At 56.6% G+C, this 24,712-nt stretch carries 26 protein-coding genes; 5 read left to right on the top strand and 21 right to left on the bottom strand.

The genetic code is table 11. The annotated features are described in order from the left end of the window. Nucleotides 1-202: 202 nt before the first annotated feature. Together FH061_RS25505 and FH061_RS25500 are read right to left on the bottom strand one after the other, a co-directional pair. Nucleotides 203-1,609, bottom strand: a complete 1,407-nt coding sequence (locus tag FH061_RS25505; protein ID WP_225984884.1) for a heavy metal sensor histidine kinase — start codon at nucleotides 1,607-1,609, stop codon at nucleotides 203-205. Then, entirely contained in the window at nucleotides 1,606-2,277 is a 672-nt protein-coding gene (locus FH061_RS25500) for a heavy metal response regulator transcription factor (RefSeq protein WP_151638642.1), read from the bottom strand. Before FH061_RS25500 ends, FH061_RS25505 begins: the two co-directional genes overlap by 4 nt. Before the next feature lie 945 nt (nucleotides 2,278-3,222). Here FH061_RS25500 and FH061_RS31265 point away from each other — a divergent pair. Further along, the gene (locus tag FH061_RS31265; RefSeq protein ID WP_318841048.1) at nucleotides 3,223-3,627 is read left to right on the top strand and encodes a four-helix bundle copper-binding protein; all 405 of its coding nucleotides are present in this window, start codon (nucleotides 3,223-3,225) and stop codon (nucleotides 3,625-3,627) included. A 547-nt stretch (nucleotides 3,628-4,174) separates the two neighbouring features. Next, nucleotides 4,175-4,510: a DUF4148 domain-containing protein gene (locus FH061_RS25490; RefSeq protein ID WP_151638641.1), complete on the top strand. Its 336-nt coding sequence runs from the start codon at nucleotides 4,175-4,177 to the stop codon at nucleotides 4,508-4,510. 357 nt (nucleotides 4,511-4,867) lie between these two features. Here the strand turns inward: FH061_RS25490 and FH061_RS25485 are convergent, their stop codons facing one another. Next, entirely contained in the window at nucleotides 4,868-5,788 is a 921-nt protein-coding gene (locus tag FH061_RS25485) for an alpha/beta fold hydrolase (RefSeq protein ID WP_151638640.1), read from the bottom strand. Nucleotides 5,789-5,986: 198 nt separating this feature from the next. Here FH061_RS25485 and FH061_RS25480 point away from each other — a divergent pair, with 198 nt between their 5' ends. Further along, a complete protein-coding gene (locus tag FH061_RS25480) occupies nucleotides 5,987-8,401 on the top strand; it encodes a heavy metal translocating P-type ATPase (protein ID WP_151638639.1) in 2,415 nt (804 codons plus the stop codon). A 78-nt stretch (nucleotides 8,402-8,479) separates the two neighbouring features. Then, nucleotides 8,480-8,896: a Cu(I)-responsive transcriptional regulator gene (cueR, locus tag FH061_RS25475; RefSeq protein ID WP_151638653.1), complete on the top strand. Its 417-nt coding sequence runs from the start codon at nucleotides 8,480-8,482 to the stop codon at nucleotides 8,894-8,896. 104 nt (nucleotides 8,897-9,000) lie between these two features. Here cueR and FH061_RS25470 read toward each other — a convergent pair whose 3' ends face one another. From FH061_RS25470 to FH061_RS25390, 17 genes are all read right to left on the bottom strand, one after another. Next, on the bottom strand, nucleotides 9,001-9,516 hold the full coding sequence (locus FH061_RS25470) for a protein-disulfide reductase DsbD N-terminal domain-containing protein (protein WP_151638638.1): 516 nt from the start codon (nucleotides 9,514-9,516) through the stop codon (nucleotides 9,001-9,003). 71 nt (nucleotides 9,517-9,587) lie between these two features. After that, nucleotides 9,588-10,859 carry a hypothetical protein gene (locus FH061_RS25465; protein WP_225984883.1) on the bottom strand — a complete coding sequence of 424 codons (1,272 nt, stop codon included), beginning with the start codon at nucleotides 10,857-10,859 and terminating at the stop codon, nucleotides 9,588-9,590. A gap of 90 nt (nucleotides 10,860-10,949) precedes the next feature. After that, nucleotides 10,950-13,322, bottom strand: coding sequence for a heavy metal translocating P-type ATPase (locus FH061_RS25460; protein WP_151638636.1), 2,373 nt, complete (start codon nucleotides 13,320-13,322; stop codon nucleotides 10,950-10,952). Between the two features lie 21 nt (nucleotides 13,323-13,343). Further along, the gene (locus FH061_RS25455; protein WP_151638635.1) at nucleotides 13,344-13,637 is read right to left on the bottom strand and encodes a DUF2933 domain-containing protein; all 294 of its coding nucleotides are present in this window, start codon (nucleotides 13,635-13,637) and stop codon (nucleotides 13,344-13,346) included. A gap of 52 nt (nucleotides 13,638-13,689) precedes the next feature. Next, a complete protein-coding gene (locus tag FH061_RS25450; RefSeq protein ID WP_192805257.1) occupies nucleotides 13,690-13,989 on the bottom strand; it encodes a hypothetical protein in 300 nt (99 codons plus the stop codon). A 153-nt stretch (nucleotides 13,990-14,142) separates the two neighbouring features. Then, nucleotides 14,143-14,481: an ISC system 2Fe-2S type ferredoxin gene (gene fdx, locus FH061_RS25445; protein WP_151638633.1), complete on the bottom strand. Its 339-nt coding sequence runs from the start codon at nucleotides 14,479-14,481 to the stop codon at nucleotides 14,143-14,145. Between the two features lie 53 nt (nucleotides 14,482-14,534). Continuing rightward, on the bottom strand, nucleotides 14,535-14,741 hold the full coding sequence (locus tag FH061_RS25440) for a heavy-metal-associated domain-containing protein (RefSeq protein ID WP_151638632.1): 207 nt from the start codon (nucleotides 14,739-14,741) through the stop codon (nucleotides 14,535-14,537). Nucleotides 14,742-14,833: 92 nt separating this feature from the next. After that, on the bottom strand, nucleotides 14,834-15,580 hold the full coding sequence (locus tag FH061_RS25435) for a DUF305 domain-containing protein (protein WP_151638631.1): 747 nt from the start codon (nucleotides 15,578-15,580) through the stop codon (nucleotides 14,834-14,836). 91 nt (nucleotides 15,581-15,671) lie between these two features. Beyond that, on the bottom strand, nucleotides 15,672-16,304 hold the full coding sequence (locus FH061_RS25430; protein ID WP_151638630.1) for a DUF305 domain-containing protein: 633 nt from the start codon (nucleotides 16,302-16,304) through the stop codon (nucleotides 15,672-15,674). A 228-nt stretch (nucleotides 16,305-16,532) separates the two neighbouring features. After that, entirely contained in the window at nucleotides 16,533-16,880 is a 348-nt protein-coding gene (locus FH061_RS25425) for a copper-binding protein (protein ID WP_151638629.1), read from the bottom strand. Nucleotides 16,881-16,902: 22 nt separating this feature from the next. Continuing rightward, the gene (locus FH061_RS25420; protein ID WP_151638628.1) at nucleotides 16,903-17,346 is read right to left on the bottom strand and encodes a DUF411 domain-containing protein; all 444 of its coding nucleotides are present in this window, start codon (nucleotides 17,344-17,346) and stop codon (nucleotides 16,903-16,905) included. Between the two features lie 5 nt (nucleotides 17,347-17,351). After that, on the bottom strand, nucleotides 17,352-17,870 hold the full coding sequence (locus FH061_RS25415) for a cupredoxin domain-containing protein (RefSeq protein ID WP_151638627.1): 519 nt from the start codon (nucleotides 17,868-17,870) through the stop codon (nucleotides 17,352-17,354). Nucleotides 17,871-17,905: 35 nt separating this feature from the next. After that, a complete protein-coding gene (locus FH061_RS25410; RefSeq protein ID WP_151638626.1) occupies nucleotides 17,906-19,303 on the bottom strand; it encodes a multicopper oxidase family protein in 1,398 nt (465 codons plus the stop codon). A 13-nt stretch (nucleotides 19,304-19,316) separates the two neighbouring features. Beyond that, a complete protein-coding gene (locus FH061_RS25405) occupies nucleotides 19,317-20,735 on the bottom strand; it encodes a TolC family protein (RefSeq protein WP_225984882.1) in 1,419 nt (472 codons plus the stop codon). 11 nt (nucleotides 20,736-20,746) lie between these two features. After that, nucleotides 20,747-21,076 (bottom strand): hypothetical protein, encoded by a 330-nt coding sequence (locus FH061_RS25400; protein WP_151638625.1) that lies wholly within the window; start codon nucleotides 21,074-21,076, stop codon nucleotides 20,747-20,749. Between the two features lie 924 nt (nucleotides 21,077-22,000). Then, nucleotides 22,001-22,330 (bottom strand): DUF4148 domain-containing protein, encoded by a 330-nt coding sequence (locus tag FH061_RS25395; protein ID WP_151638624.1) that lies wholly within the window; start codon nucleotides 22,328-22,330, stop codon nucleotides 22,001-22,003. A 352-nt stretch (nucleotides 22,331-22,682) separates the two neighbouring features. After that, nucleotides 22,683-23,120 carry a YqaA family protein gene (locus FH061_RS25390; protein ID WP_151638623.1) on the bottom strand — a complete coding sequence of 146 codons (438 nt, stop codon included), beginning with the start codon at nucleotides 23,118-23,120 and terminating at the stop codon, nucleotides 22,683-22,685. Between the two features lie 236 nt (nucleotides 23,121-23,356). On the opposite strand from FH061_RS25390, the gene FH061_RS25385 reads away from it, so the two are divergent. Next, nucleotides 23,357-23,710, top strand: coding sequence for a copper-binding protein (locus FH061_RS25385; protein ID WP_151638622.1), 354 nt, complete (start codon nucleotides 23,357-23,359; stop codon nucleotides 23,708-23,710). Between the two features lie 194 nt (nucleotides 23,711-23,904). Here FH061_RS25385 and FH061_RS25380 read toward each other — a convergent pair whose 3' ends face one another. Then, nucleotides 23,905-24,624: a FadR/GntR family transcriptional regulator gene (locus FH061_RS25380; protein ID WP_151638621.1), complete on the bottom strand. Its 720-nt coding sequence runs from the start codon at nucleotides 24,622-24,624 to the stop codon at nucleotides 23,905-23,907. Between the last annotated feature and the right edge of the window lie 88 nt (nucleotides 24,625-24,712).

Raw genomic sequence — 24,712 nt, 5'->3', positions numbered from 1 at the left:
TCTTTGGGGGCCATGAATTCACCGGAAAATCGTAGCGGCGTACCCTGTTTCTGGTGAATTCAAATCCCCAAAGTTCCCCGCCGACCCGCACCAGTACTGGCTCGCATCAGTACTTCAGGCACGACTATTTACCGACAGCGAGGGGGCGATGGTTCCTTGAGCGGCATCTTCCCTTCCTGGAGAGCCAGGTCATGGCGTCGGGTCAGTGCTTCACGGGAAACAAAAGCGTGAACGTTGTCATTTCATTAGGGGTGCTCGACACCATCGCCTGACCACCATGGAGTTTCATGATGGAAGCGACGATGGCCAAGCCGAGCCCGGTGGAAGATGTGGATTGGCTGCGCGCCTCGTCCACCCGGTAGAACCGGTCGAACAGGCGTGGCAGGTGTTCGGCATCGATGCCTTGGCCGGGGTTACTGACGCTAATGAGGGTACTCGTTGGCTTCTGTTCCACGTGCAACGACACCGTGCCGCCGGAAGGGGTATAGCGTATCGCGTTGGAGACAAGGTTGTTGACCGCCCGGCGGAACAACGCGGGATCGGCGTTGACGGTGGCACTGCCTTCGACGTCAAGACGGACGCCAACATCTTCAGCAATACCTTCGAAATACTCGGCGATACGCTGCAGCTCCTCCTTGCCATCGAGGGCGCTACGGCTGAGCGCCACCTGCGCATTGTCGGCCCTGGCAAGAAAAAGCATGCTTTCCACCATGCGGGTCAGTCGCTCATACTCCTCCAGCCCGGAACCGAGCAAGGCAACGTATTCCTCCTCGGCCCTTGGTTTGGAAAGCGCCACCTGCGTCTGCATGGTCAGGTTGTATAACGGAGTACGCAGGTCATGGGCAAGATCGGCGGAAAACTGGGATAGCCGTTGAAAACTTTCCTGCAAACGATCGAGTACCGCATTAAAGGATTTCACGAGAGCCTGCAGCTCAGAGGGGACGGCACTCGCATCAAGGCGCTTGTCCAGGCGGCGCGCCGTAATGGAATGCGCTTGTTGCGCAACCGCTTTAACTGGTCGCAACGAACGCCGCACTACGATGAAGCCAAGCATGGCTGCGCACGCCGCGCCGGCCAGAACGGCTCCGAGAATGTCCATCAGGTACTCGCCCAGCAATTCCATGCGCTCTGACGCGGTGCGCGCAACGATGATCTGCACCTGCGTCGTTGGATCGGCAAGCCTGCCCCACGCTGATATCGTCGTCGCCACTTTCCCGGGCGCGTACCTCCATACCTGTAATGCGCTTTCCGCGGGGACGCGATCAGCGGGCACAACTTCAATGTCAGGCAGTGAAACGGCATCGTTCCGGTTGCGCATCAGTATCTGTCCATCTGCAGCGCGTAGAAACACGATCAAGCCGTCGTGGCCGGTGGCGACGTCGACGAAGCGATGCTGGTGTTCGATAATCGCGCGCACCGAGGGCGTCTCAATGAGGATATGCCGATACTGCTCGATCTTTCCAATCAGTTCATGTTCATCCCTGGACTGCAACTGAACGGCCAGCGAGCGATACAAATAGGCGCCGACGACGCTGAGCGTGAGCAAGGCTGCGGCGGCAAACAGCAATGCCAAACGCGTAGTAAGCGAATGCGGCAAAAAGCGAATCACCCACGTTCCTCCAGCACATAACCCATGCCGCGCACCGTATGGACCAGTTTGCTGGAATACGGATCGTCCACCTTCACACGTAACCGTCGTATCGCCACATCGACGACGTTGGTATCGCTATCGAAATTCATATCCCAGACTTGCGAAGCGATCAATGAACGGGAGAGAACTTCTCCTTTGCGCTTCGCCAGCAGATGCAGTAATGCAAATTCCTTGGCAGTGAGGTCGATCCTTTCGCCGGCGCGGGTCACTCGCCGCTTGAGTACGTCAATTTCCATGTCCGCAATCTTGAGAAGTTCTGCCTCGCGGATGGGACCGCGCCTGAGCAGGGTGCGGATGCGGGCAAGAAGTTCGGCAAACGCGAACGGCTTGATGAGGTAATCGTCTGCGCCGAGTTCCAGTCCCTTGACGCGGTCCTCAAGCTGGTCCTTTGCAGTCAGGAACAGCACTGGCGTTTCCTTTGTTTTACGCAGCTCCTGGATGACCTTCCAGCCATCAAGCCCCGGAAGCATGACGTCAAGCACGATGACATCGTAGGTGTTGGTCTGCGCCATATTCAGGCCATCCAACCCATTCTGTGCCAGATCGACGACAAAGCCGGACTCGGAGAGTCCTTTACGGAGGTATTCCCCGGCTTTGGTTTCGTCTTCCACTACTAGGACCCGCATGGTTCTCCCTATTCTTCGCTATCAGTTGATGCATATTTTCACCGATAAACCTCAATTTCCACATTACAAAGCTGTAATGTTCAGGCGCCAAAGAGAATGCATGCACACAGCAAGCACTTCGCCGTCATGACCGCGGCTGATATCGACCTCCTCGATATGGGAAGGAGGGGCGTTGCCGTGACTTTTTTATATGCTAGACTAAAATGATGGGCCGATTCGCCAAGATGCTATGGATATGGATGCTAATCCTTGTGCTACCTGTGCAAGCAGTAGCCTCTGCGAACAGTGTGTCTTGCGGTCCTTGGCACCACGCGGCGGCATCTATTGCAAAGAACCAACGTGCGGCGTATTCGGCTAATAAAAAGGTCACCGTGACGCTTGCTGGCCATGATGTCGGCATCGGTGCCGACAAGGTCGCCCTGCAACCTGGACAATCGCGCGACACGTCCCCCAGTCAGGATGTGCGCAGCAGTGCATGCGCTATGTGCTGCATCAGCGCTTCAGTTCTTCCAACCCGGAACTCGTGGCGTCCAGCCATTGGACATGAAGCCGCTTTCGGCGCTCATCCTATAACACTTTTCACCAGTTACATTCCAGCTCGCCTGGAGCGACCTCCACGTTCTTCCTGACCGTGAAGGTTCCATCTCGTACTCTGATCAACGGAATGCATCCAGTTGCGACAGGCTTCCTTGCTGACTCGTTGCTTGACATGCTGCCCTCCTGCATCCTGTCCCGCCGGTGTGAGTGGGCCGACAGGGCGCAGAATCGAGGTGGTTCGACCGCAGGAACAAGCTGATTGGACTTGTTCGGTAAATAAGAAGCCATCGGGGAACATGGCCGACCCAGCGAGTCTATATACATTAACCAGAGACATGGCAGATTGACCTTGTCCTTTGCATCAGGGAGAACCAAGCGTACCAACATTAACTCTTTTGGAGCAAAACCATGACTATGACTACCCAGTCTCAAACGCAGGCGAACCCGCAAATGCAGCAGCACATGATGGAATGTATCCAGAACTGTCTGGATTGCGCGCGCGCCTGTGAAATGTGTGCCGCCGAATGCATTCGAATGGACATGCCCGGTATGGCAGAGTGTATCGCTGCATGCTTGGATTGCGCCGATATTTGCTTGCTTGATGCGCGTTTGATGAGCAGAAATTCACCAATGCACTTTGACACGTGCGCTCTGTGCGCCCAGATCTGCACAACATGTGGCGATATTTGCGAGCGGATGGCCGGATCGCATCCCGGACAGAGCGCCACGATGATGCAAGAGTGTGTGGAAGCTTGCCGCCGTTGCGCTCAGTCTTGCAGTGCGATGGCATCGATGCGGACAGCGATGCATTAATGTTCCCGGGCGGGGCTATCAGTGCTCCGCTCAATTTTCAGAGAGAAGACATGTTTTACACCGGTGGGCCATTGCCTTCATCAATGTTACCAACCCTAGGCATTGTGGGTGCCCTCATCTTATTGACTGTTTTAGGCTTCTATTATTATCTGCGCCAACAGCACAAGCGGCCGAAGCCTTCGGGTCGAAAATCCAAAGCGGCTCCCGCGTCAACGTCATTGGCGATACGGAAGAAGAAAAGGTAGCGCCATCTTCGCGCCTGGACGGTTTCGCGTCAGGCACATGCCGTGTTTCCAGGCGTGGCAGCGCGACACCCGCGGTATGACGTAGTCGCCATCCCTCGTTTCCACCCTCATCACCGGTTGTTGTACCGCTCAGGTCAGCGGCTGCCCAACGATACTTCAGGAGAGGGTAGCGCAAAGCATTACGCAGTTGTAATGGGCATGTCAGACTCGCGTTGCCACCCGGCTCCTAAACTTGCACTCATGGATCGATGCAGTAAGAAAGCGATCCGGAAGTTTTCCCCCATTATCCATAGGAGTGCAAAATGAAATCGATCTCGCTGTCCGTTGCTGTTATTGTAGGTTTGCTGTCTGCTGGAATCGGCTCGACAGCTCTGGCCGACGATAAATGGATCGGCGATCAGGGCACTAACTGGCAGGAGCATATCCGTTCAACCAAATCGCGAGCACAGGTCCAGGAAGAACTCAGGCAGGCGCAGGCGCAGGCGCAGGGTCTCATTGGTGTCGGTGATGAACCATTCTATCCTTATCAGCCTAAGTTCGTCTCCTCGAGAAGCCGCGCGGAGGTCAGGGCCGAAGCGATTCAGGCTAATGCCAATCGGATTGGCGCTCTTGACGAGCTTTACCGCGGTGGCAATTAAGGACGACCGGCGTACCTGCTGTCAGAAAGAGCGCAGAGAGGCTCTCTTCTTCAGAAGTACTGGAGCCACTTGCACTTACGCGGGTAAGCGATTTCTGGGCTCGCTCTCTCATTGATCAAGCCAATGCCCTGCAAAGGGCTTGATCAATGAGATGACTGTTCAGCTGACGAATTTGTCAACGCGTGCTACCGCGATGGTTTGATCTTGACTAGGGACAGCTTGATCCCCCACCCCCAGCCATGTGCGCGCCAAGGCTAACGGTCGCAACCTCGGGAGCGCTGCCATGCAAGGAGGGCTTATGCCGCGCAAGACCGGACTTGACGGCAACATACCCCCGTTCCCGTTACTGACGCCTATTTATCGGGTGCTTGTGGAAGAGGACGGCTCGGCTACGGCATTGATCACATCATCCTGCAGGAATGTGCTAAGGGCTGCCACAAATTCCGCTGGCCGTTCGACCTGAGGCAAATGCCCGCATTCCGGAATCAGCACCATCCTGCCTCGCCGTAGGTGGCGCGCGGCGGCAGTGCCATGGCGGCTAGGGACAACTTGATCGTCCTCGCCCCAGACGACCAGGGTCGGAATCTCCAATTGCACTAGCAGATCCAGAAGGACCTCTCTTTGCCCGGTCAGCCCAAGCTGCCCCCGTACCGGAGCCACCACGCCCCCCATGATATGTCCTTGCTGGCGAGCCAGACGGAAGGCGTTCGAATACCAGGACAGTGGAATGCGGTGCGGCCGGGAAAAGGCAATCGATGCGAGCATCCATGTCCATTGGCTTGCCCCCCACGGCGTTGTGCACCATAGGCTGATGGTTTCCCCGACAAAGGGAAGGGCAAGCATGACCAGCAGCGGGTGTGTTTCCCGCCCGAGCGCCGCGCTGTCGGCGAGACAAAGGGCCGTAACGCGCTCCTGTGCAGCTAGCACAAATCGTAATGCAATCAGACCTCCATGCGAGCTTCCCACCAATGCCACGCGCGATAGTTCAAGCTCGTCCAGAAATGCGGCAAGGAAGTCAGAATAGTACGAAGGTGGGGTAACCGCAGAAGCGAGCTTGCCGCTTTGTGCCGCACCTGGTAGATCGATAGCATAGACGCGATGCGTACGCGCCAGCTCGGGAATGACGTGCTGCCACGTTGCCCAGTTTTCCCCTTGCCCGTGAAGAAGAATCATGGCCGGCCCGGCGCCCGCGGTGACGTAATGGACCTTCACGCCGTTGACTGTCGCCCATTCCTCCCTCATGTCCGGCTGAGGCGTACCTGAAATCGTGCCAATCATTCGATGTTTTCCCAAAATCTCGGTTAGTGTCCAGCATGGCAACAAAGTTGCAGGTTCTGAAGCGTTGCGAAGTCGGCTTTTATTAGCGAAACGGGAGCGTTCGCACAGTCGCGTGTCATCGGTCGAGAATGCGAAACAATCCTTGACCTTGCCATCGCTGGAAGGGCTATTGTTACGATAACGCCTCAGGAGAATTAGATGGATACAGTCGTAAGCAATAAGGCCGGGATGACGGATGTCACTTTCAGAATCGAAGGAATGACTTGTGCATCCTGCGTCGCACGGGTTGAGAAAGCGTTGAAAACAGTCCCGGGTGTGGAAACGGCCTCGGTAAATCTTGCAACCGAGAAAGTTACCGTACGGTCTGAGGCCGCAGTTGGGATCGATGCGCTCTCCGCTGCAGTGAAAAAAGTGGGTTACGCGGTCCCCGAAGAGGAAGTAACACTCGCAATTTCCGGCATGACCTGCGCATCGTGCGTGGCTCGTGTTGAAAAGGCGATCACAAAAGTGCCTGGAGTCACCAGTGTATCGGTCAATCTCGCCACGGAAAAGGCACAGATCAAGACGACCGGCGTGGCCATCGAAGCGCTCCTCGCCGCCGTTCAGAAGGCCGGGTATGAAGCCGCGACTCCTACCTCCGACAGGCGAGATCCTTCCCCGGCGCACGCACTTCCGGGCTGGTGGCCGGTTGCCTTGTCGTCGGCCCTGAGTCTCCCCCTCATCGCGCCGATGTTCATGCTTCCCTTCGGCAGGGACTGGATGCTGCCCGGCTGGATACAGCTTCTTCTTGCCACCCCGGTACAGTTCTGGCTCGGCGCCCGGTTCTACAAGGCCGGATGGAAGGCGCTGCTTTCACGTTCGGGCAACATGGATCTGCTTGTCGCTATTGGCACCAGCGCAGCGTATGGCCTATCGGTGTATCTGTTGTTCGCTCATGGTGACCATGGCGCCATGCAGCACTTGTACTTCGAGTCTTCCGCTGTTGTCATCACGCTTGTGCTGCTTGGAAAATGGCTGGAAGCCCGCGCCAAGCAACAGACGGTCTTTGCCTTACGTGCACTTGAATCGTTGCGCGCAACCACGGCGATGGTTCGTCGCGACGGGCTCGACGTTGAGATCCCGACCGCACAGGTTCGGGTTGGAGACAGGGTGATCGTGCGGCCGGGCGATCGTGTCCCTGTTGACGGGATTGTGGTCGAAGGCGCCAGCCACCTGGACGAGTCATTGCTCACCGGGGAAAGCCTTCCGGTAGCCAAGTCAGTCGGCGACCAGGCCACCGGCGGCGCCGTGAACGCTGACGGCTTGTTGATTTTAGAAGCGACTGCGGTGGGCGGCGCAACCATGCTGTCGCAGATCATCAAGATGGTCGAGGACGCGCAGGCGGTCAAGGCACCGATCCAGCGCCTGGTCGACAAAGTCAGCGCGGTCTTCGTACCGGTGGTTTTGCTGATTTCCGGTGTGACTTTTTTTGGCTGGGGACTACTGACCGGTGATTGGCAGCAGGCCTTGCTTAACGCCGTTGCGGTACAAGTGATTGCCTGTCCGTGTGCGCTGGGTCTGGCCACACCGACTTCGATCATGGCGGGCACTGGTATTGCAGCCAAATACGGCATCCTGATCAAGGATGCAGAGGCGCTCGAAACCGCCCATGCGGTCACCGCAGTCGCTTTCGACAAGACCGGTACGCTGACCGAAGGAAAGCCAGCCCTGGTCGCTCTTGAAGCCCGTGACGGGTCCGAGCGGGACGCTTTCGAGCATGCGTGGGCTGTGCAGCAATACAGCGATCATCCGCTTGCCAAAGCCGTTACCGCGGCTGCGGCAGACCGCGGCGTTACGTTACATGCTGCGACCGGTGCCAAGGCATTGCCGGGACGCGGCGTGCAGGCCGAGGTTGGCGGCGTGAGCGTCTACCTTGGCAATAGGCGGCTCATGCAGGAACTGGGTGTGGCGACGACCGCGATGGAAGAAATCGCTCGCTCTCATGAGGTGGCAGGCAGAACGGTCTCATGGCTTGCGGTGCGGTCCGATACCGGGATGGAAGTGGAGGGGCTGCTTGCCTTCGGAGACACATTGAAACCGTCCGCGAAACATGCAGTGGCCAGGCTCAAGGACATGGGGATTCATGCAGTGATGCTAACTGGCGATAACCCCGGTAGCGCGAGGATGGTGGCGGCGGCAGTCGGGATCAGCGAGTTTCGCGCGGAAGTGCTCCCGGCCGACAAAGCCGATGTCATCACTAACCTCAAGAGCAATGGCCGAAAGGTGGCCATGGTCGGTGACGGCATCAATGATGCGCCGGCGCTGGCCGCTGCCGACGTCGGGATTGCGATGTCGACCGGTACCGATGTGGCAATGCATACCGCGGGCATTACCCTGATGCGGGGCGACCCGGCACTGGTTGCCGACGCAATCGACGTGTCAAAACGGACTTACCGAAAGATTCAGCAAAACCTGTTCTGGGCATTCATCTATAACCTGGTCGGCATTCCGCTGGCAGCATTTGGTGTGCTGAACCCGGTGATCGCGGGGGCGGCAATGGCATTCAGTTCAGTGAGCGTCGTCAGCAACGCATTGCTGCTTCGCCGTTGGAAGCCACGATCGGCTGTGAACTGAGGGTAAAGCGACGTTACATGCTATCGGACGCGAAATTAGCCCTGTACCGTCAGGAAATCGAAACGGAGGAAGTCGATGATGAATATTGGTGAAGCCGCAAAAGCCTCGGGTGTCAGCGCCAAGCTCATCCGATATTATGAAAGCATCGAGTTGGTCCCCCCGAGCGCGCGTACCGATGCAGGCTACCGGAAGTACACAGAGCAAGATATCCAGATGCTGCGTTTTATCAAGCGGTCCCGCGACCTCGGCTTTTCCATTGAACGCATCAAATCCCTGCTCGCGCTATGGGAAGACCGTTCCCGCAAGAGTGCCGAAGTCAAGACGCTCGCGCGCCAGCATATGGCTGAACTCGACAGGGATATCGAAAAGCTGCAATCGATTCGCAACCAATTGCAGCATCTGGTCGAGCATTGCAACGGCGATCAGCGACCGGACTGCCCGATCATCGAAGATCTCGCGACCAGCCATTGCGCTCCATTGGCAATACATCATTAAGGCCGTTAGCCTTGCATCGAAGGTAGGGGCGGACAGGGGCGATGGCAAAGGCGCGAGCGGAGCCCGCGCCTGCAAGCGTTCGGTCACATGATCCTGGTAACCCGTCAGGGCAAGTTCAAGCTGATTTCCTTATCCATTGGCGGATAACATACTCCGGTTTTCTCATTACAACCCTGATACCCTGCTGCCAGCGTCAGCGATCTTGCCGCCGGCGCGCGCTCGAGCGTGATCTCGGCCTGTGTCGGTTTCTCGTAGGTTTCCATCCTTCCGAACGTTGGGTCGTTCTTCACCTTCCCGGCAGGGAGCTTGACGGATTTAATCGCAATTCCCTTTGTATTTTTGAGTGCAAAGCGAATGCGTTCGCGATAAAGATAGTAACCAGGAGCCGGTATCAGCTCGGCGATCAAGGTGGTGGGTCCCGAGGCGGTGACTTTCAGCTGAAATGCCTTGTCTGGCTCCAGCAGCGCTTCTTCCTTGGATTCAGAGAACAAGTCGCCAAGACGCTTTTGCACACCGGCCGTCAAGGATTGCTGGGCAAGGCTGTACGACGCGGGAATGAGCGTAACAGTCGAGAGGACGACAGCGTAAAGCCACCGGGTTTTAGGCAACAAGAATTTCATGGCAAGGTCATTATTCAATAGATGAGGTCCAAGGTATTGCGCTTTCGGCCAACGAACATAACGTATCTCGGCTAGCCGCAGTTATTTGTGCAGCCGGATGTCGCCTGCGCAACATCTTGATCAGGAAGACGATAGACTGGTGCGAATCCGCCCCCCGCGGTGCGGAAGTTCGTCGTTTGCCCTTGATACAGGCGTGCAGCGATCCATTGTATCTGTCCTTGATAGGCATAGCAGCGGATGTCAAATTTCAGGGATCCAGGCGCGTCCGCCGATCCCGACACGCGGTCCCCCGGTGCCATGATGTGTTGTGCGACGTAGCCGCCCGCCAGAATGTCTTGCCAGACGCGCTTGGTCAGTTTGTCACCACGGTATGCGGCCCGGCTGCCATAGCCGGCTGATGGCTTGAAAAACAGATTGCGACGGTGCGCCCATAAGCGATCCGCTTGTGCCGGGTCGATCACCTCGGTCGGAAGGATGTGCTGCAACAGCACATCCCGATCCTCCTGAGAGGCTCCCAGCTTCGTGAGACAGTCGGCGTTGCTGAACAGGGTCATGTTGCGTTTGTCTGCATAGAGCGCATGCGCCTGCGGATGCGGGGTAAGGACCACGGCGTTCGTCAGATAGGCGGTACGCAGGACCGCACTCGCCGGGTCGTCCAGCATGAAGTCGGTTAGCCGGTTATAAACAAGGTCAATCTCCAGCGCGCCATGCGTCAGCTTACCATCATGGATGCTGAGCTCCGACGGATCCGCAATCACCGCCTGGAGGCCGTTACGTGCGAACATCTTCTGGAACAGCACAAACTCGGGATACAGGTATTGCTGACGAGGGTCCTTGTCAACAATGGCAATCGTGCGCAATGGCCGTTCACGTTTAGCGATCGCCCACTCGTCAAGAAACATGCTGACGATGCGCTTTTCTAACGTGCCTGCCTGGTCGGTCGCTAATGCCATCGTCTGGTTATCGAGGCAACAGGCGTGGTGGGCACGCGCCATGACCGCGTTGAGCATTGCACCGCCGGCGTTCGTGTTAATTTCGATCACGCCGACGCTATCACCCGCAACGTGGAAGTCATAGCCGAAAAAGACGCCTTTCGCGCCACCGGGATCGTGACGTGCTATCTCCGGTGCAGTCTCAAGCACGTGTTCCCGATACGCTGGCAGGGCAACCACGGCCTCCACCGCGCGGATGACGGCGGCCATCCGCGCCGCCTGCTCCTCCGAGATGAACACAGGGCGTGCGGAGAACAGGTAAGGGCTGCGTTCCTCGACTAGAGCGGTCAGATCCGGTGACCCCAGTTCGCTGATTAAGGCTTGTTTCAGTGTGTCGGAATTGAGGCTCACGCAGAAGCAATGGCTATTTAACCGTTGACTTATCAATTGGCCGTCTCTCCAGAATAGCGCCGGGCGGCCGTGCGACCAGCCCCAAGGTAGTCATGCCTGGCTCCCAGTACCACGCAACCGCAACGCGTTGGTGATTACGGAAACTGAGCTCAAACTCATCGCAAGCGCGGCAATCATCGGAGAAAGCAACTGGCCCGTGAACGGATAGAGCAGTCCCGCTGCCAGCGGAATGCCCATCGCATTGTAAATGAATGCAAACCCCAGATTTTGGCGCATGTTTCGTACTGTGTCGACGGAGAGGCTGCGTGCCCGGGCAATCGCACGCAAGTCGCCTTTGACCAGCGTGACATGGGCACTGTTGATGGCGACGTCGGTGCCGGTTCCCATCGCGATGCCGACGTTGGACTTTGCAAGCGCCGGCGCGTCATTGATGCCGTCTCCGGCCATCGCAACCCGCTTTCCGTCGGTTTGAAACCGTTCCACCAGCGTCAGCTTGTCTTGGGGCTTGACTTCACCATAGACCTCATCAATACCGAGGCGCCGGGCCACGGATTTGGCCGTGGTGACGCCGTCCCCGGTGGCCATCACTACTTTCAAGCCGGCGGACTTCAGCACTTCCAGTGCCTCCGGCGTCGTTGCCTTGACCGGGTCGGATACCGCCAGCAAGCCGACCAACGCGCCGTTGGCGGCAAGATACATGACGCTCGCGCCTTCATTGCGTAACTCTTCGGCACGGTTACCAAGGATCTGCCAGTTGACGTTTTCCTGGTCCATCAACGCCGTATTGCCGAGGGCGATGCGCCGCCCGGCAACGATGCCGCGCACGCCGATCCCACTCGAGGATTCGAACGTCTCAGGCTTGTCCAGAGCAAGGCCGCGCCGACGGGCTTCATCGACGATCGCATGGGCTAACGGATGTTCGCTGCCCTGGTCAATACTGGCCGCAATCTGCAGCACATCGGTGTCGGTGTAACCCGGTGCAGCAGCCACCCGGTCGAAAGCGGGTTTGCCTTCGGTCAGGGTGCCGGTTTTATCGACAATGAGCGTATCGATTTTGCGCATTTCCTCGATGGCGGCCGCATCACGAAACAGGATGCCCTGCGTGGCAGCGCGTCCGGTGGATGCCATGATGGACATCGGCGTGGCCAGGCCGAGGGCACAAGGACAGGCGATGATCAGCACCGCAACGGCATTGACAAAGCCATAGACCCAGCTCGGTTCCGGGCCAAAGAGACCCCAGCCGAGCAACGTAAGGATGGCGATGCCGACCACGACAACCACAAAATAACCAGCCACGACATCGGCTAATCGCTGCATCGGCGCACGGGAACGCTGGGCATTGGCCACCATTTGCACGATCTGCGAAAGCATGGTCTGCGAACCGACCTTGTCGGCACGCATGACCAGGCTGCCGCTGGTATTGATCGTGGCGCCGATCAGCTTGTCGCCTTGCCGCTTGGTGACCGGGACAGGCTCTCCTGTGAGCATCGATTCATCAAGGGCGCTTTCCCCCTCCAGCACTTCGCCATCGACCGGGACTTTTTCCCCGGGGCGTACCCGCAACCGGTCGCCAATATGGACATGCGTCAGGGGGACGTCTTCCTCGGTGCCATCATCGAGTATCCGACGGGCGGTTTTCGGTGCGAGCCCAAGGAGTGATTTGATTGCCGCCGAGGTCTGCGAGCGTGCACGTAATTCAAGAATCTGCCCCAGCAGCGTTAGCGAAATGATGACCGCGGCCGCTTCGTAATAGACGCCGACGCGTCCGTGCATCTGGAATGTGGAGGGAAACAGGTCAGGGGCAACCGTTGCGACGACGCTGTATGCATAGGCAGCTCCGGTGCCCGTGCCGATCAGCGTCCACATGTTGGGGCTGCGGTTCGTAATCGACTGCAACCATCGCACGAAAAATGGCCAGCCCGCATAAAGAACGACCGGCGTACTGAGTGCCAGCTCAATCCAGCTTTGACCGGGCAAGCCTTGCGCAAAAATCCGATGGCCGAACATCGCCAGAACGGTGACGACAACAGTCAGCGGTAATGTCCACCAAAAGCGGCGGCGAAAGTCGACCAGTTCCGGATTGTCTTCTTCATCCAGCGACGGCATCATCGGCTCAAGTGCCATGCCGCATTTCGGGCAATTGCCAGGCGCTGGCTGCCTGATTTCCGGGTGCATCGGGCAGGTATAGATGGTACCTTCCGGCATTGCCTGCGCGGGCTCGGCTTTGACCGGATTCAGATAAGCGTCGGGGTGGGCTTTGAATTTCTCCATGCACTTGGCGCTGCAGAAATGATAAGCGGTCCCCTGGTATTCGATGGTCTTATCAGGATTCGCACCGACTTTCATTCCGCATACCGGGTCCGTGAATGGCTTGTCCGCAACGACGGCCGTGACGGCATCGTCGTGTCCATGGTGATGACCGTGATGATGATCTTGGTGCGGTCGGTCGGATTGGCGATTCATGAACCCTCCTGCGGCATGTTGTTATAGACGGTTGAACTCGTTAGGTTTTGTATGAACTGGCGGGACAGAGGCTGACGGCAGCGCTTCCGTGTCCGCTGCCTCCCGCCTTTGATGGTGGTGCGCGTGGCTCCCATGGCCATGATGAAACAGATGCATCAACGGACAGGCCAGAAGGAAGAGATAGGGCAATAGCTCTGCGCCCTGACCTTTGTATTCGGTCCATACGACATAGGCAGCCACGACCAGAATGGCGGTGACTATCCATTTGACGCGGGTGGCGACGGAAAAACGTACTGAGTAGCGATGCGTATTCATGGTAGGCTCCTGGGTCACGTAGGAATCGGGATTTGTGTAACGCAGGGTGGGGCTATCTGCACTTCTCATCCATCATCGCCATGTGCTGCCTTCGCATTTCCGGAGACATGGACTTCATGTGTTGAGTCATCATGGCGTCCCGCTCCTCGGGCGTTTTCTTCGCCATCATGTTGTGATGCATGGCGCACATCGACTTCATGTCCATCTGTCCCATCATCCCCATTTGGCCCGGGCCGCTGGTCCCGGCGCGCTGGTGTGCCAGGTGGTCTACGGTACCCGCGGTACCAACCTTGTCCGGGGAGGCACAAGCGGCGAGAACCCCCGCCAACATGATCGGGGTGAGACGGCGCATTAAATTAGATCTTGAATTCATGACGACAGTCCTTGGCAAGTGATTGACGTGGCGCTACCTGACCCATCGTATAAAATGACACCTTAAAATTAAATGACCTAGGTCAAGTTTGGCCGGATGAGTCCGCCGACCTGCAATCTGAAACTCGCCCGGCTATGCATTCTCTTTAGCGTGGTTGATGGAATACTTCGGAATCTCGACGACGACATCCTGAGCGCCAAGTCGGGCCTGGCAGGACAGGCGGGAGTGGGGTTGAAGACCCCATGCCTGATCTAGCATGTCTTCTTCATTGTCATCCATCGGATTGAGCGAATCGAATCCTTGCTTCACAATGACATGACAGGTCGTGCAGGCGCCAACCTTGCCGCAAGCGTGCTCAATCTCAACGCCATGGTCGAGCAGAGCATCACAAATCGAGGTGCCGGATGCGACTTCCATCGATGCGCCGCCCGGTGCATATTCAGCATGTGGCTGTACCTTGATCGTGGCCATGCCTAGGTTCCTTTAGTTGAAGTTGGTGGAGTGAAGCTCACTCCACCATCGGTCTACAGGGTCGCGCTGGCGACGACTGGGTAGCCAGCATCGGCGATTGCCGAAGACACTTTTTCCAGTGGAACACTGGTGTCAATGCGGACCTTTTTCGCTTTCAGATCCACATCGACCTTCGCATTGCTGTCGACTGCCCGCACCGACCGGGTAACGCTGTTGGCGCAACCACCGCACGTCATGCCCTCCACTTGAAGCTCGTACATAGTGTTACCTCCATGGTTGAACGAGATCCCACTATAGACCTTCCAGCGATAGGAAGGTCAAGACCTATTTCAACGAGGTATCTGCATCGTTATCACTGCCTTGTGGAAGAGGCAGTTGCGCTGGTTTGTACTCGCGCACCGGTACCGGGCTGATAGTCACAGATCGAGAATTGCTTGCACAACATGTCACGCATGTCATTGATATCCCTGACCTGACTCTGGACAATGCCTTCGCAATACTCTTTCAGCTTATGATGATCGATATCGCGCTTGACTTGGCAATCGAGGCTGGGGTGCAGGGCCGCATAGTGGTGATTGCTGAATAGCTGGAGGAAGGCTTGCTCAAATTGTGCGCCTCCAGGTGTTTGTTCAAGCACCTGAATCAGTTGTTGCCCATCAGTGCGTAAGGTCGGGGTATGGGTGGCACCATACCAGTCTTTGAGAAATTTTTGGGCCTTCGCGATTTCTTCCCGCTGCATGCGGTTGGCCATCCGCGCCATCGACTTGATGTCTTCCATGCCGGCCTTCGGTGGAGTTGCATTCGTGCCGGGAGTCGGGGAAGTGCCTTCCTGAGGATTGTTGACTGCGGGGTCACGCTGGAGGTCGGTGCCAGCAGCGAGTTCCGTCATGCGCAGCGCAGAGTAATGGTGATCGATGATGAAAGTAAGGTAGTCGCGTTCGAACTGTGCGGTCTGGCCTCGCCCAGGTCCTTCTGCCTGCGCAGATGTTACGACAAGCGCCGCGCTGCCCAAGACTGTTAGCGCGACCCCTTTCATCCATCGGCGTGCGCCAGAAAATGTCTGGGCACTAATTACATCCTGTTTGAATCGGTAAGCCATGGTGCGATTCCTTTGAAGTGAGTGTCAGAACGATGCGGTACTTATCCTCCTTGAGCGTTCGACGCAGCTTTATAGCTGCTTTCCTCATGCATTACTTACCGGCAAGCTTCCATTCCTTCTTCCATTTCGACAGTTGAGCAATTTCCTTTTTTTGTTCATCGATGATCTTCTTGGCAAGATCCTTGACTTCCTTGTGCTGCGCCTTGCCGGCGGCGTGTTGCGCCATCTTGATGGCCTGCTGATGGTGGCGGCTCATGCTGTCAATAAATAGCGCGTCGAAAGCGTCTCCGCGAGCCGCCTGCAATTTGTCCATCGACATGCTTTTCATCGATTCCGCCATGCCGGGCATCTTCATGTTGAGTGCGTCGCCTTTGTCGGCATACCACTGTTCTTTCCACTCTTGCATCTGCGATTTTTCTTTTTGCTGATCATCGATCGTCTTTTTGGCCATCTGCTTGAGCTTGTCATGCGAAGCCTGTTTCTCGGCGAGTTGCGCCATCTCAATGGCCATTTGATGGTGCGCCGACATCGTGTCAAGAAATTGGAGGTCAAACGGCGCTTTTTCCGCGCCGGGTGAGCTTTGCATACCTGCGTGCCCCATCTGGGCACCGGATCCTTGTCCGCCATGCATGCCCGAATGCTGGGTGTCTTTTTGTTGCGAGGCGACGGGGCCGCTGAAGGCGAGGGCGGTCACCGCAATAGTGACCAGGGACGTGATACGCATAGTTCCTCCTTTTCTGGGATGTTTAATTCAATCGAAATGCAAAATCGATAACATCCCGTAGGAGTACCTATAAGAGAATTTGTTCGCAGTTTGTAATGTATCTATGCGTATTTTTTAGATTAAATGCGCCAGCTTAGAGCGTAAAAGGACGAGCGCTCCCCTGGATCCGGGATCCATCCGAGCGCATTACAAAGGGATGCACAGGCATCCCTTTGTAAGGAAGCGGACTTACTGTTTGACTTCGATTTGTGTCACTGTGAATTGACCGCCTACTTTCTCGGCTACAAAGCTCACCTTGTCGCCTTGCTTGACCTTGTCGAGCATGGCTGGATCTTTTACCTGGAACACCATGGTCATCGCAGGCATATCGAGGTTCTTCAGCTCACCATGCTTGATGGTGATCTTCTTCGCATCTTTGTCGACCTTCCTGATTTCGCCTTCCGACATCGCATCGGCGGAAGCAGAAGAGGTTGCCGACGGAGATGCCGATGCAGCTGAATCGGATGCCGCATAGACGCCGAACGGCGCGGCGGACAGGAGGGCGGTGATAATAGCCAGGTTCACGATTTTCTTCATGGTACGTTCCTTTCGGAGTTCACTAGTTGTAATGCTTGTAGACCGTGTAGCGTCCATTGCCTTGTACCAGCAAGACGTCGTACGGGTCCTTGCGCGGGCCTTCCATGCCCGGCGAGCCCAATGGCATGGCAGGTACAGCCAGGCCCTTGGCGTTAGGCTTTTCTGCGAGCAGTCGCTTGATGTCAGAGGCCGGCACGTGCCCTTCCAGCGCATAGCCATTCACTAGTCCGGTATGGCATGATCCCAGGTCCTGAGGGATGCCTAACTTTTCCCGGTAGTCGGACGGGTTCGCAACGTTCTGCGCCTTGACGGTAAAGCCGTTGGCTTGCAAGTGTTTCACCCATTCGGCGCAGCAGCCACAGCTTTCACTCTTGTAGACTTCCACCACGGGCGTGGCGGCCGACACGCCAAGATGCGCAGTGAGCAAGCTCACCATCGCTGCTTTCAAGAGCAAGTGCCTTCTCATCGTCTTTATCCTTTCTTCACTGTGATTTTCCCGATCATGCCGGCTTCAAAATGGCCAGGAATCAGGCAGGCATAGAAGAATTCGCCTGCCTTCGTGAACTGCCACACCATTTCTTCTTTCTTGCTCGGGCCGACATGCGACATATACGGCTCATCATGCTCCATGCCAGGGTTCTTTTTCATCAACTCCCCGTGCTTTTTGAGTTCATCCATGGTGCCGAGCACCATTTCGTGCATGATCTTTCCCTTGTTTGCGACCACAAACTTGATCGTCTCGCCTTCCTTGACCGTGATATCGCCTGGAGTAAAGCGCATCGTGTCACTCATGTCGATGGTGATGGTTCGGGAGACCTTTTTCGGGTCGCCCTGCTTGCCGAACGGATGCTCATCTGTGGAGATGGGCGCATTCGCAGTCGGCTTCTTATGGGTTTCGTCACCATGGGCATACGCCACGGAGGCCCCCATCGCAAGACCGATCGACAACAGCGCAGCCGACACGGCTTTGATTGTGAGTTGCTTGTTCATATAGTTTTCCCTTAGATTAGATAATGCTGGTTAGGTTAGTGATGACCGCCGTGGCCGGATGGCTTGCGTACGGTCATTTCAATGTTGGTACCCTTGTTCGCAGAGGGCATCGATTGCCCGCCTGCAGAGCCGCTGCGGGTAGGGGCCGGCGCTTCGCCCTTCCATTCGTACGCAACGGTGCCCGCCGGGTGCTTGTACCAGCCCGGATCCTTGTAGTCGCCCGGTTTCTGCTCCTTGCGAACTTTAAGCACCGTGAACATGCCGCCCATTTCGACGCCCCCAAAAGGCCCTTGGCCACTCATCATCGGGAGCGTGTTGTCCGGGATCGGCATTTGCATCTCACCCATGTCAGCCATGCCACGTTCACCCATGACCATGTAGTCAGGGACCAGCTTATTGATCTTCTGGGCGACACCGCGGTGGTCGGCACCGATCATCGTCGGCACCTCATGTCCCATCGCGTTCATCGTGTGGTGGGACTTATGGCAGTGGAACGCCCAGTCACCCAGGTCGGTCGCATCGAACTCGATGGCCCGCATCTGGCCAACGCCAACGTCGGTCGTCACCTCCGGCCAACGTGATTCCGGACGAGTCCATCCCCCGTCAGTGCCGGTGACCACAAACTCGTGACCATGCAAGTGGATCGGGTGGTTCGTCATGGTCAAATTGCCCATGCGAATACGGACGCGATCACCCTGACGTACGTTCATCGTATCAATGCCCGGGAAGACGCGGCTATTGAAGGTGAACAGATTGAAGTCAGTCATGGTGCTGGTGCGCGGGGTGAAGCTGCCCGGCTCGATGTCGTAGTTACTCAGCAAGAAGACGAAGTCGCGGTCGACCTTCATGAAATTCTGGTTCTTCGGGTGAGTAACCCAAAAGCCCATCATTCCCATGGCCATCTGAACCATTTCGTCGGCATGCGGGTGGTACATGAAGGTGCCAGGCCGCTTCGCCTCGAATTCATAGACGAAGGTTTTGCCAGAAGGAATGCCAGGTTGGGTCAGCCCGGTCACGCCATCCATCCCGTTGGGCAGGCGCTGGCCATGCCAGTGGATGCTGGTGTGTTCCGGCAGCTTGTTGGTGACGAAGATGCGCACACGGTCGCCTTCGACGACTTCGATCGTCGGGCCCGGCGACTGGCCGTTATACCCCCAGAGGTTCGCCTTCATGCCGGGCGCCAGTTCGCGCACGACAGGCTCGGCCACCAGGTGGAACTCCTTGACGCCGTTGTTCATGCGCCAGGGCAGCGACCATCCGTTCAGGGTCACGACAGGGTTATAGGGACGGCCATTGGGCGGCATCAGCGGTGCCTGCGTGGCGGTGCCTTCCATGATCGGCGCTTCCGGCAGTGACGCCGCGCCAACGCGACTGACTACGCCCGCGCCAACCAACGCGGTGGCGCCCTTAAAAAAATCTCTACGCGATACCATGATTCTTCCTTGTTCAATGTTCAGCTGCGCCGGCCTCGGCAGGGGCGGCCGTGCGAATTTGTACGCTGCTTCCGCCAGTGCCATTCATGGCGGCCTGCAAGTCTGTTTCCGCGATCCAGAAATCGCGCTGCGCTTCAATGGCGGCATTGACGCTGCTTACTTGGTCACGTGCGTCGGTCAGTAGCTCGAAGACGCTCGCCAGCATGCCGTTGTAGCGGAGCAGTACCTCCTCCGAAATTTTCTTGCGAAGAGGCACAACTTCGCTCTGGTAATGCTTCGCCAGATCATAAGTGGTGCGATAGGCGGAGTATGCTTCCCGTACCTGGGAGCGGGCGCGGATCGCCAGATCTGCAGTGCGGTTAACCGATTGCATGTACATGGCTTCTGCACGCGCCGTGCGCGCACCGCTCCAGTCAAAGATGGGGAGCTCCAGTTCGATTTCATAACCATTGGATCGAGGTTCGCCGGTCTCACTGGTGTTTGCGTATCCCGCATCCAGCACGTTGATGAAACGAGTTGCCTTTGTCAGGCCCAATGCGCGCGCGGTCGCGTGGGCATCGCGTTTGGCTATTTGTATGTCAAGGCGCTGGTCCATCGCGATCTGCTCGACGTTGGCCATCTCGTTCGGTGCCTTGGGCAAGTCCGGCAGCCGGTCAGGCAATTTGAATGACGCATTGGCGCCCCACAGGCCCATCAACCGTGTCAATTGCTCGCGAGCCGCTGTCGCGTTGTGACGAGCCCGTGCGACTTGTGCCGTTGCGTCCGCATAGAACACTTGCTCGCGTGCCTGATCGAGTTTGCTCACGTTGCCCACCCGTGCCAGACGCTGGGACAGTTCGGCGCCGGCATCGGCTGCGCTCTGAACCTGCTCCATATATGTGGCCGTCTGCTGCGCAGCCACAGCGTTGAAGTAGGCGCGGCGCGTGTCGGCAGCCAGCTGTACGGCTTGCGATGCGGTCTGCAACTGGGCTTGTTCAAAGCGGCGCTTCTCGATGCCGCTACGGATCGGCATCGTCAGCAATCCCAGCAGGTCGAACATCACGCTGCGCTCAATTTCGACATCTTCGCCAGCACGCATGCGGCCAAAGGAGAAGCTCGGATTGCGCATGCGGCCGGCCTGGACCAGATCCGCTTCCGCCACGCCGAGCTCGGCAAACGATGCCTTGAGTCCCTTGTTATTGAGTAATGCGATCTGCACCGCGGTATCCGGGGTCAATGGCTTTTGCAGCAACTGGCCAACGGTGTCCGGGGTTGCGTTGGCATCGGTTGTCGGTTTGGAAAACTGAACCGCTTGACCGGTACGCTCCTTGGTCATGGTCGAAACGGAATCCAGTCCTCCATCGCCGGAAAATGTAGCGCAGCCCGTAAGGAAGACGGTCAGTACGGCCACCGCCAGCGTTGAACGGCGAGGAAATTGATATTGCATGTTCATGGATTCCCCCTTTAGTGGTGCTTGCTATGGTCCACCGCACCGCCTTGCTGGGGGGCGGGGGTATTGGCATTAGCTGGTGCGACTGGTGTGCTGCCGGCATCCTTCATGTGCCCGGCATGGCCACCGATCTTGCCCATTTCGTCGTTGGCCGAACGCCAGAGCTTGTCGGGAGTCGTGCCTTCGTCATTTGATGCACGGAAATTCTTAAAGGCGGACTCATAGCTGACCGCAGCAGTCGGTGCGTTGGCGTCGAGCGGGTTCGGTTGGGTTTGTTGTTGTGCAGACGCGGCAAGGGGTACGCATACCCATGCGGCGACGGCAAGCCATTGCTTGGATGACATTATTTTCCTCAAAATCGGCAGAACAGACGTGCGAAGACACGCGAACTTACTTGGGTACTAACCGAACAAGCAGTAAATGCTTGTAGTCGGCGCCCGGTCGTGATTAAACGGAGAGGAGCCTTGGGGGGCGTTCCAACCCGGCCGGGATGAAGCCGGTGAAGGAAACGACAGGGGGAAGGACGACAGTGTGGATGGTACTGAAGACAGGCGTCAGCGAGACGGAGGCCGGAGGTGCAGTCGCACCATAGCAGCATGCCGCACAGGCGCTGCAATACGATGTTTTGTGGAAGGGCTGGATGTCAGATACCTGGTCACCCCCACTATCCACCTTGTGGACGTCTGGCAGGGCCATGCTTGTGCCATGGTCGCCATGCTCATGAGCGCCTTGACCATCAATATGATGATGCTCAGTTGCTCCTGACATGATTGCCGGTGAAATAGCGTGATGATTGGGCCCGCAAGACGCTTTGATGACAGACGCCACGCCTTGAATCGGCATAGCGGCAATCAGCAGCCAAAGCAAAAATGTCTTGAAGACCCGGTTCATTTGTTCAGTTTAGCACAAGGGTACGTGATTTAAAGCAACTTTTACCACAGTCAGTGTAGACCTTCCAACGGTGGCAAGGTCAAGCGATCTTAATGCGGGATGACACTTTTCGCTTGTGACGAATAATGTGTTCGAAAGCATTTTCCTGTATTGGTTCTACGAAAAAGAGGAGCGTGCGGGCCCGGCGTATAAACGTGCACTGGAAAGATGCTCTCGATGGCGGATCTGCCTGTAAAACACTAATCACCTGATTCACAGGAAATCGTAGCCACGAAAAATTAGCACTTTCAACATATGGATATTGCGTCATACCGGCGAAATTTCAAGCGCTCGGAACCGGAAAGAAGGGCAGTGCGCCCTTCTTTCGCGGTCAGCTGTTAGCTACCGTAATACATGGAATTGAAATTTGAATTCCCGTAGCGGTTGGCTTGCACCGCTTCCGCTTGCACCTGGACACGAGTCTTGCCGGCGACGAAAGTGGGTTCCGGCGGATACGAGGAGTCGTTACCAACATACAGCGATCCATCCTTGCGTGCCTGTTCCAGTTCGGCACGCACCTCGGCACGCGACTTGGTCGACTGTGTATGATCCTGCCAGTTTGTGCCGATGTCACCCAGCCATTTGTCATCTGCCAAGGCACTGGTGCTCATTCCAGTGATTAACACCAGGCCGGCTACAGCCGACATCATCAATTGCTTCGTTTTCATATTGCACTCCTACGCTGGTGGTTGGTGGACTGACATGTCATCTCAATCCATACATCCAGTTTAAGAGCCGCGGGGAAACAGTTACGTGACGCCTACATTACAACTATGTAATGTAGCAGCGAGGGGCGTGTGGGGGGCATTGAGCAAGGTGTCAACACTGCAATCTTCAAAGGGGGACAGCTAGGCGAGCAGCGGCCCGGTGATCATGCGGTAATAACAGAACGCTAATCGGGCATTGTAGCTGGAGGGCATTTGACCCAGGCTGGCTCTTGATAACGGGGGAACTATCCGAACGCAACCGATAGACGAATGCCATCCGCGTTGACGGGAATAGACCGGTAGGATCTGTGCTTTATGTGATTCCTAGGGTAACGGCAGCCAAGGCGATATAACGCACGGTCTTCGCCATTGCGACAAGGCTCAGAAAAATGGAGAAGCGCTCGCGCATCAGACCTGCAACCAGTGTGAGCGGATCCCCGATGATCGGTAGCCAGCATAGCAGCAACGACCATCGGCCAACTTTCCCGTACCACCGCTGCGCACGCGTGAGTGCGTCATCATTGGCTGGAAACCATCTCCTGCCACGAAAATGTTCAAGATACCGTCCTAGCCACCAATTGATGCAAGACCCTATCGTGTTACCAATACTGGCGACCAGTATCAGCAACCATGGTTGCTGCTTGCCCGCCAATAGCAGTGCAACCAGCACTGCTTCGGATTGCGCCGGCAGGATGGTGGCTGCCAATAAGGCAGCCGAAAACATGCCACTATAGGCCGCCCAGTCATTCATGCGTTGGGACCATCAAGCTGCTCAACCTTTCACCATTGTCGTACATCGCTCATTGATAGAAGTAATTGCCGAAGGAGGGGGCGGCACGTCCACAGTACTATGTTCATCATGATAGATGGTACGATGACTGTAATCTGGCGATTATCGTTGGTTATTGCTCCAGTATAGTCTGTTATTCAAATGCACAGGCTGGGACGGCGCATGCCGTTCCTTCTTTTGCTCCAAGGAGTCAAGCCATGCAAAAGTCGATATATAAGGCATTGTGGATCGTCGGCCTTGCGTCATTCACCCTGGTAGCACTCGCAGATCAAAAAGCCGGCGACCAAGGCGGCCGAACCATGAAAAAAGCGGCCAGTGCCTCTACCATGGCGGAGGGCGAAGTAGAAGACGTGGACCTGGCCACCCCAAGCATCACGCTCAGGCATGGACCTATCAAGAGCAAAACGATGGAAATGGAACCAATGACCATGCCGTTCGCGGTCAAGGATGCCGCATTGCTGGCGGGGGTGAAGGCGGGCGACAAAGTCAAGTTCATCGCCGAATACCTTGATGGCTTTCCGACGATAGTTACACTGCAAGTCCTGAGATAGGTTGGGCCAGCATGCTTCTCGGGCCATTGACTGAAGGACTTTGCGCGCATCAACTGCATCATTGAGGCGCTCTGGGGATTGCAATGTACCTTAACGGCGCAACGTTATCGACAAAGGCTGCCACTGCGGCGCAGTAGAATGGGCTGTTCTAATTGGCTAGACCAGAAAGATTCACTTAGGCGGGGCGACGATCGTTACACCTTGACCGCATCCCCCAGGATACGCCGCATCGAATTCTTGATATGTGTTTGCATCGCATCCGACGCCGCGCGACAATCCCTCTTGATGATTGCCTCCACTATGTCATGATGCTCGCTGCAAATTTGGAACGACCGTTGAGTCCATTGCGGCGCCGAGAGTTCGAATGACATTTGCATCGTAAATAACATGTGCGGTCGCAGCGCGATCAACCCCGTAACGTACATTGGGTTTTTAGATGCAACGGCAATAGCGTTGTGAAGGGCAAAGTCTGCGTCAACGCACCAATCCCCATAGGCGGATGAGCAGGAAACTGCATGGTAGGCACTTCTAATTGAAGTGATGTCCCGAGAATCTTGCATCAAGGCAGCCTGTTTCGCCGCGCCTGTCTCAAGACAGCAGCGAAACTCGTAATATCGCTGGATGTCCTGGACGCAGGCAATCGAAGGAAGGGTTAGCGTCGCTGCTTTCGCAAGCGTACTAACAAAGGTACCTGCCCTCGGTCGCGAAATCACTAAGCCGGCGGCGCGTAAGCGTATAAGTGCCTCGCGTACGGTTGATCTGGATACACGATAATGGTGACATAGCGCCTCTTCGGTCGGGAGGCGCTCACCTGCTTTGATCCCGCCACTTTCAATCTGCTGTAGGATGGCATGATGGACTACGTCTACAAGATTGTTGCGGAGGGACAAAGGGTTAGTTTTGTCGAGGCTCATAACAAAACATAGTCTAATCCATTTGCCGAGCACCGCAGCAAGTTCGATGGAACGCCAACCCGCCTTCTATCCGGCCGGTAGACGGCCC

Origin of the sequence: Noviherbaspirillum aerium (assembly GCF_008929045.1) — a bacterium.
GTDB classification, from domain to species: Bacteria; Pseudomonadota; Gammaproteobacteria; order Burkholderiales; family Burkholderiaceae_D; genus Noviherbaspirillum; species Noviherbaspirillum aerium.
Note: the sequence above shows the minus strand (reverse complement) of the source record. Positions and strands in the feature narration are given on the sequence as shown.

Coding starts and splice junctions, on each gene's coding strand:
- FH061_RS25500 (WP_151638642.1), bottom strand. CDS start 2,277: ATGCGGGTCCTAGTAGTGGAAGACGAAACCAAAGCCGGGGAATACCTC.
- FH061_RS31265 (WP_318841048.1), top strand. CDS start 3,223: ATGACTATGACTACCCAGTCTCAAACGCAGGCGAACCCGCAAATGCAG.
- FH061_RS25490 (WP_151638641.1), top strand. CDS start 4,175: ATGAAATCGATCTCGCTGTCCGTTGCTGTTATTGTAGGTTTGCTGTCT.
- FH061_RS25485 (WP_151638640.1), bottom strand. CDS start 5,788: ATGATTGGCACGATTTCAGGTACGCCTCAGCCGGACATGAGGGAGGAA.
- FH061_RS25480 (WP_151638639.1), top strand. CDS start 5,987: ATGGATACAGTCGTAAGCAATAAGGCCGGGATGACGGATGTCACTTTC.
- cueR (WP_151638653.1), top strand. CDS start 8,480: ATGAATATTGGTGAAGCCGCAAAAGCCTCGGGTGTCAGCGCCAAGCTC.
- FH061_RS25470 (WP_151638638.1), bottom strand. CDS start 9,516: ATGAAATTCTTGTTGCCTAAAACCCGGTGGCTTTACGCTGTCGTCCTC.
- FH061_RS25460 (WP_151638636.1), bottom strand. CDS start 13,322: ATGAATCGCCAATCCGACCGACCGCACCAAGATCATCATCACGGTCAT.
- FH061_RS25455 (WP_151638635.1), bottom strand. CDS start 13,637: ATGAATACGCATCGCTACTCAGTACGTTTTTCCGTCGCCACCCGCGTC.
- FH061_RS25450 (WP_192805257.1), bottom strand. CDS start 13,989: ATGCGCCGTCTCACCCCGATCATGTTGGCGGGGGTTCTCGCCGCTTGT.
- fdx (WP_151638633.1), bottom strand. CDS start 14,481: ATGGCCACGATCAAGGTACAGCCACATGCTGAATATGCACCGGGCGGC.
- FH061_RS25440 (WP_151638632.1), bottom strand. CDS start 14,741: ATGTACGAGCTTCAAGTGGAGGGCATGACGTGCGGTGGTTGCGCCAAC.
- FH061_RS25435 (WP_151638631.1), bottom strand. CDS start 15,580: ATGGCTTACCGATTCAAACAGGATGTAATTAGTGCCCAGACATTTTCT.
- FH061_RS25430 (WP_151638630.1), bottom strand. CDS start 16,304: ATGCGTATCACGTCCCTGGTCACTATTGCGGTGACCGCCCTCGCCTTC.
- FH061_RS25425 (WP_151638629.1), bottom strand. CDS start 16,880: ATGAAGAAAATCGTGAACCTGGCTATTATCACCGCCCTCCTGTCCGCC.
- FH061_RS25420 (WP_151638628.1), bottom strand. CDS start 17,346: ATGAGAAGGCACTTGCTCTTGAAAGCAGCGATGGTGAGCTTGCTCACT.
- FH061_RS25415 (WP_151638627.1), bottom strand. CDS start 17,870: ATGAACAAGCAACTCACAATCAAAGCCGTGTCGGCTGCGCTGTTGTCG.
- FH061_RS25410 (WP_151638626.1), bottom strand. CDS start 19,303: ATGGTATCGCGTAGAGATTTTTTTAAGGGCGCCACCGCGTTGGTTGGC.
- FH061_RS25405 (WP_225984882.1), bottom strand. CDS start 20,735: ATGAACATGCAATATCAATTTCCTCGCCGTTCAACGCTGGCGGTGGCC.
- FH061_RS25400 (WP_151638625.1), bottom strand. CDS start 21,076: ATGTCATCCAAGCAATGGCTTGCCGTCGCCGCATGGGTATGCGTACCC.
- FH061_RS25395 (WP_151638624.1), bottom strand. CDS start 22,330: ATGAAAACGAAGCAATTGATGATGTCGGCTGTAGCCGGCCTGGTGTTA.
- FH061_RS25390 (WP_151638623.1), bottom strand. CDS start 23,120: ATGAATGACTGGGCGGCCTATAGTGGCATGTTTTCGGCTGCCTTATTG.
- FH061_RS25385 (WP_151638622.1), top strand. CDS start 23,357: ATGCAAAAGTCGATATATAAGGCATTGTGGATCGTCGGCCTTGCGTCA.
- FH061_RS25380 (WP_151638621.1), bottom strand. CDS start 24,624: ATGAGCCTCGACAAAACTAACCCTTTGTCCCTCCGCAACAATCTTGTA.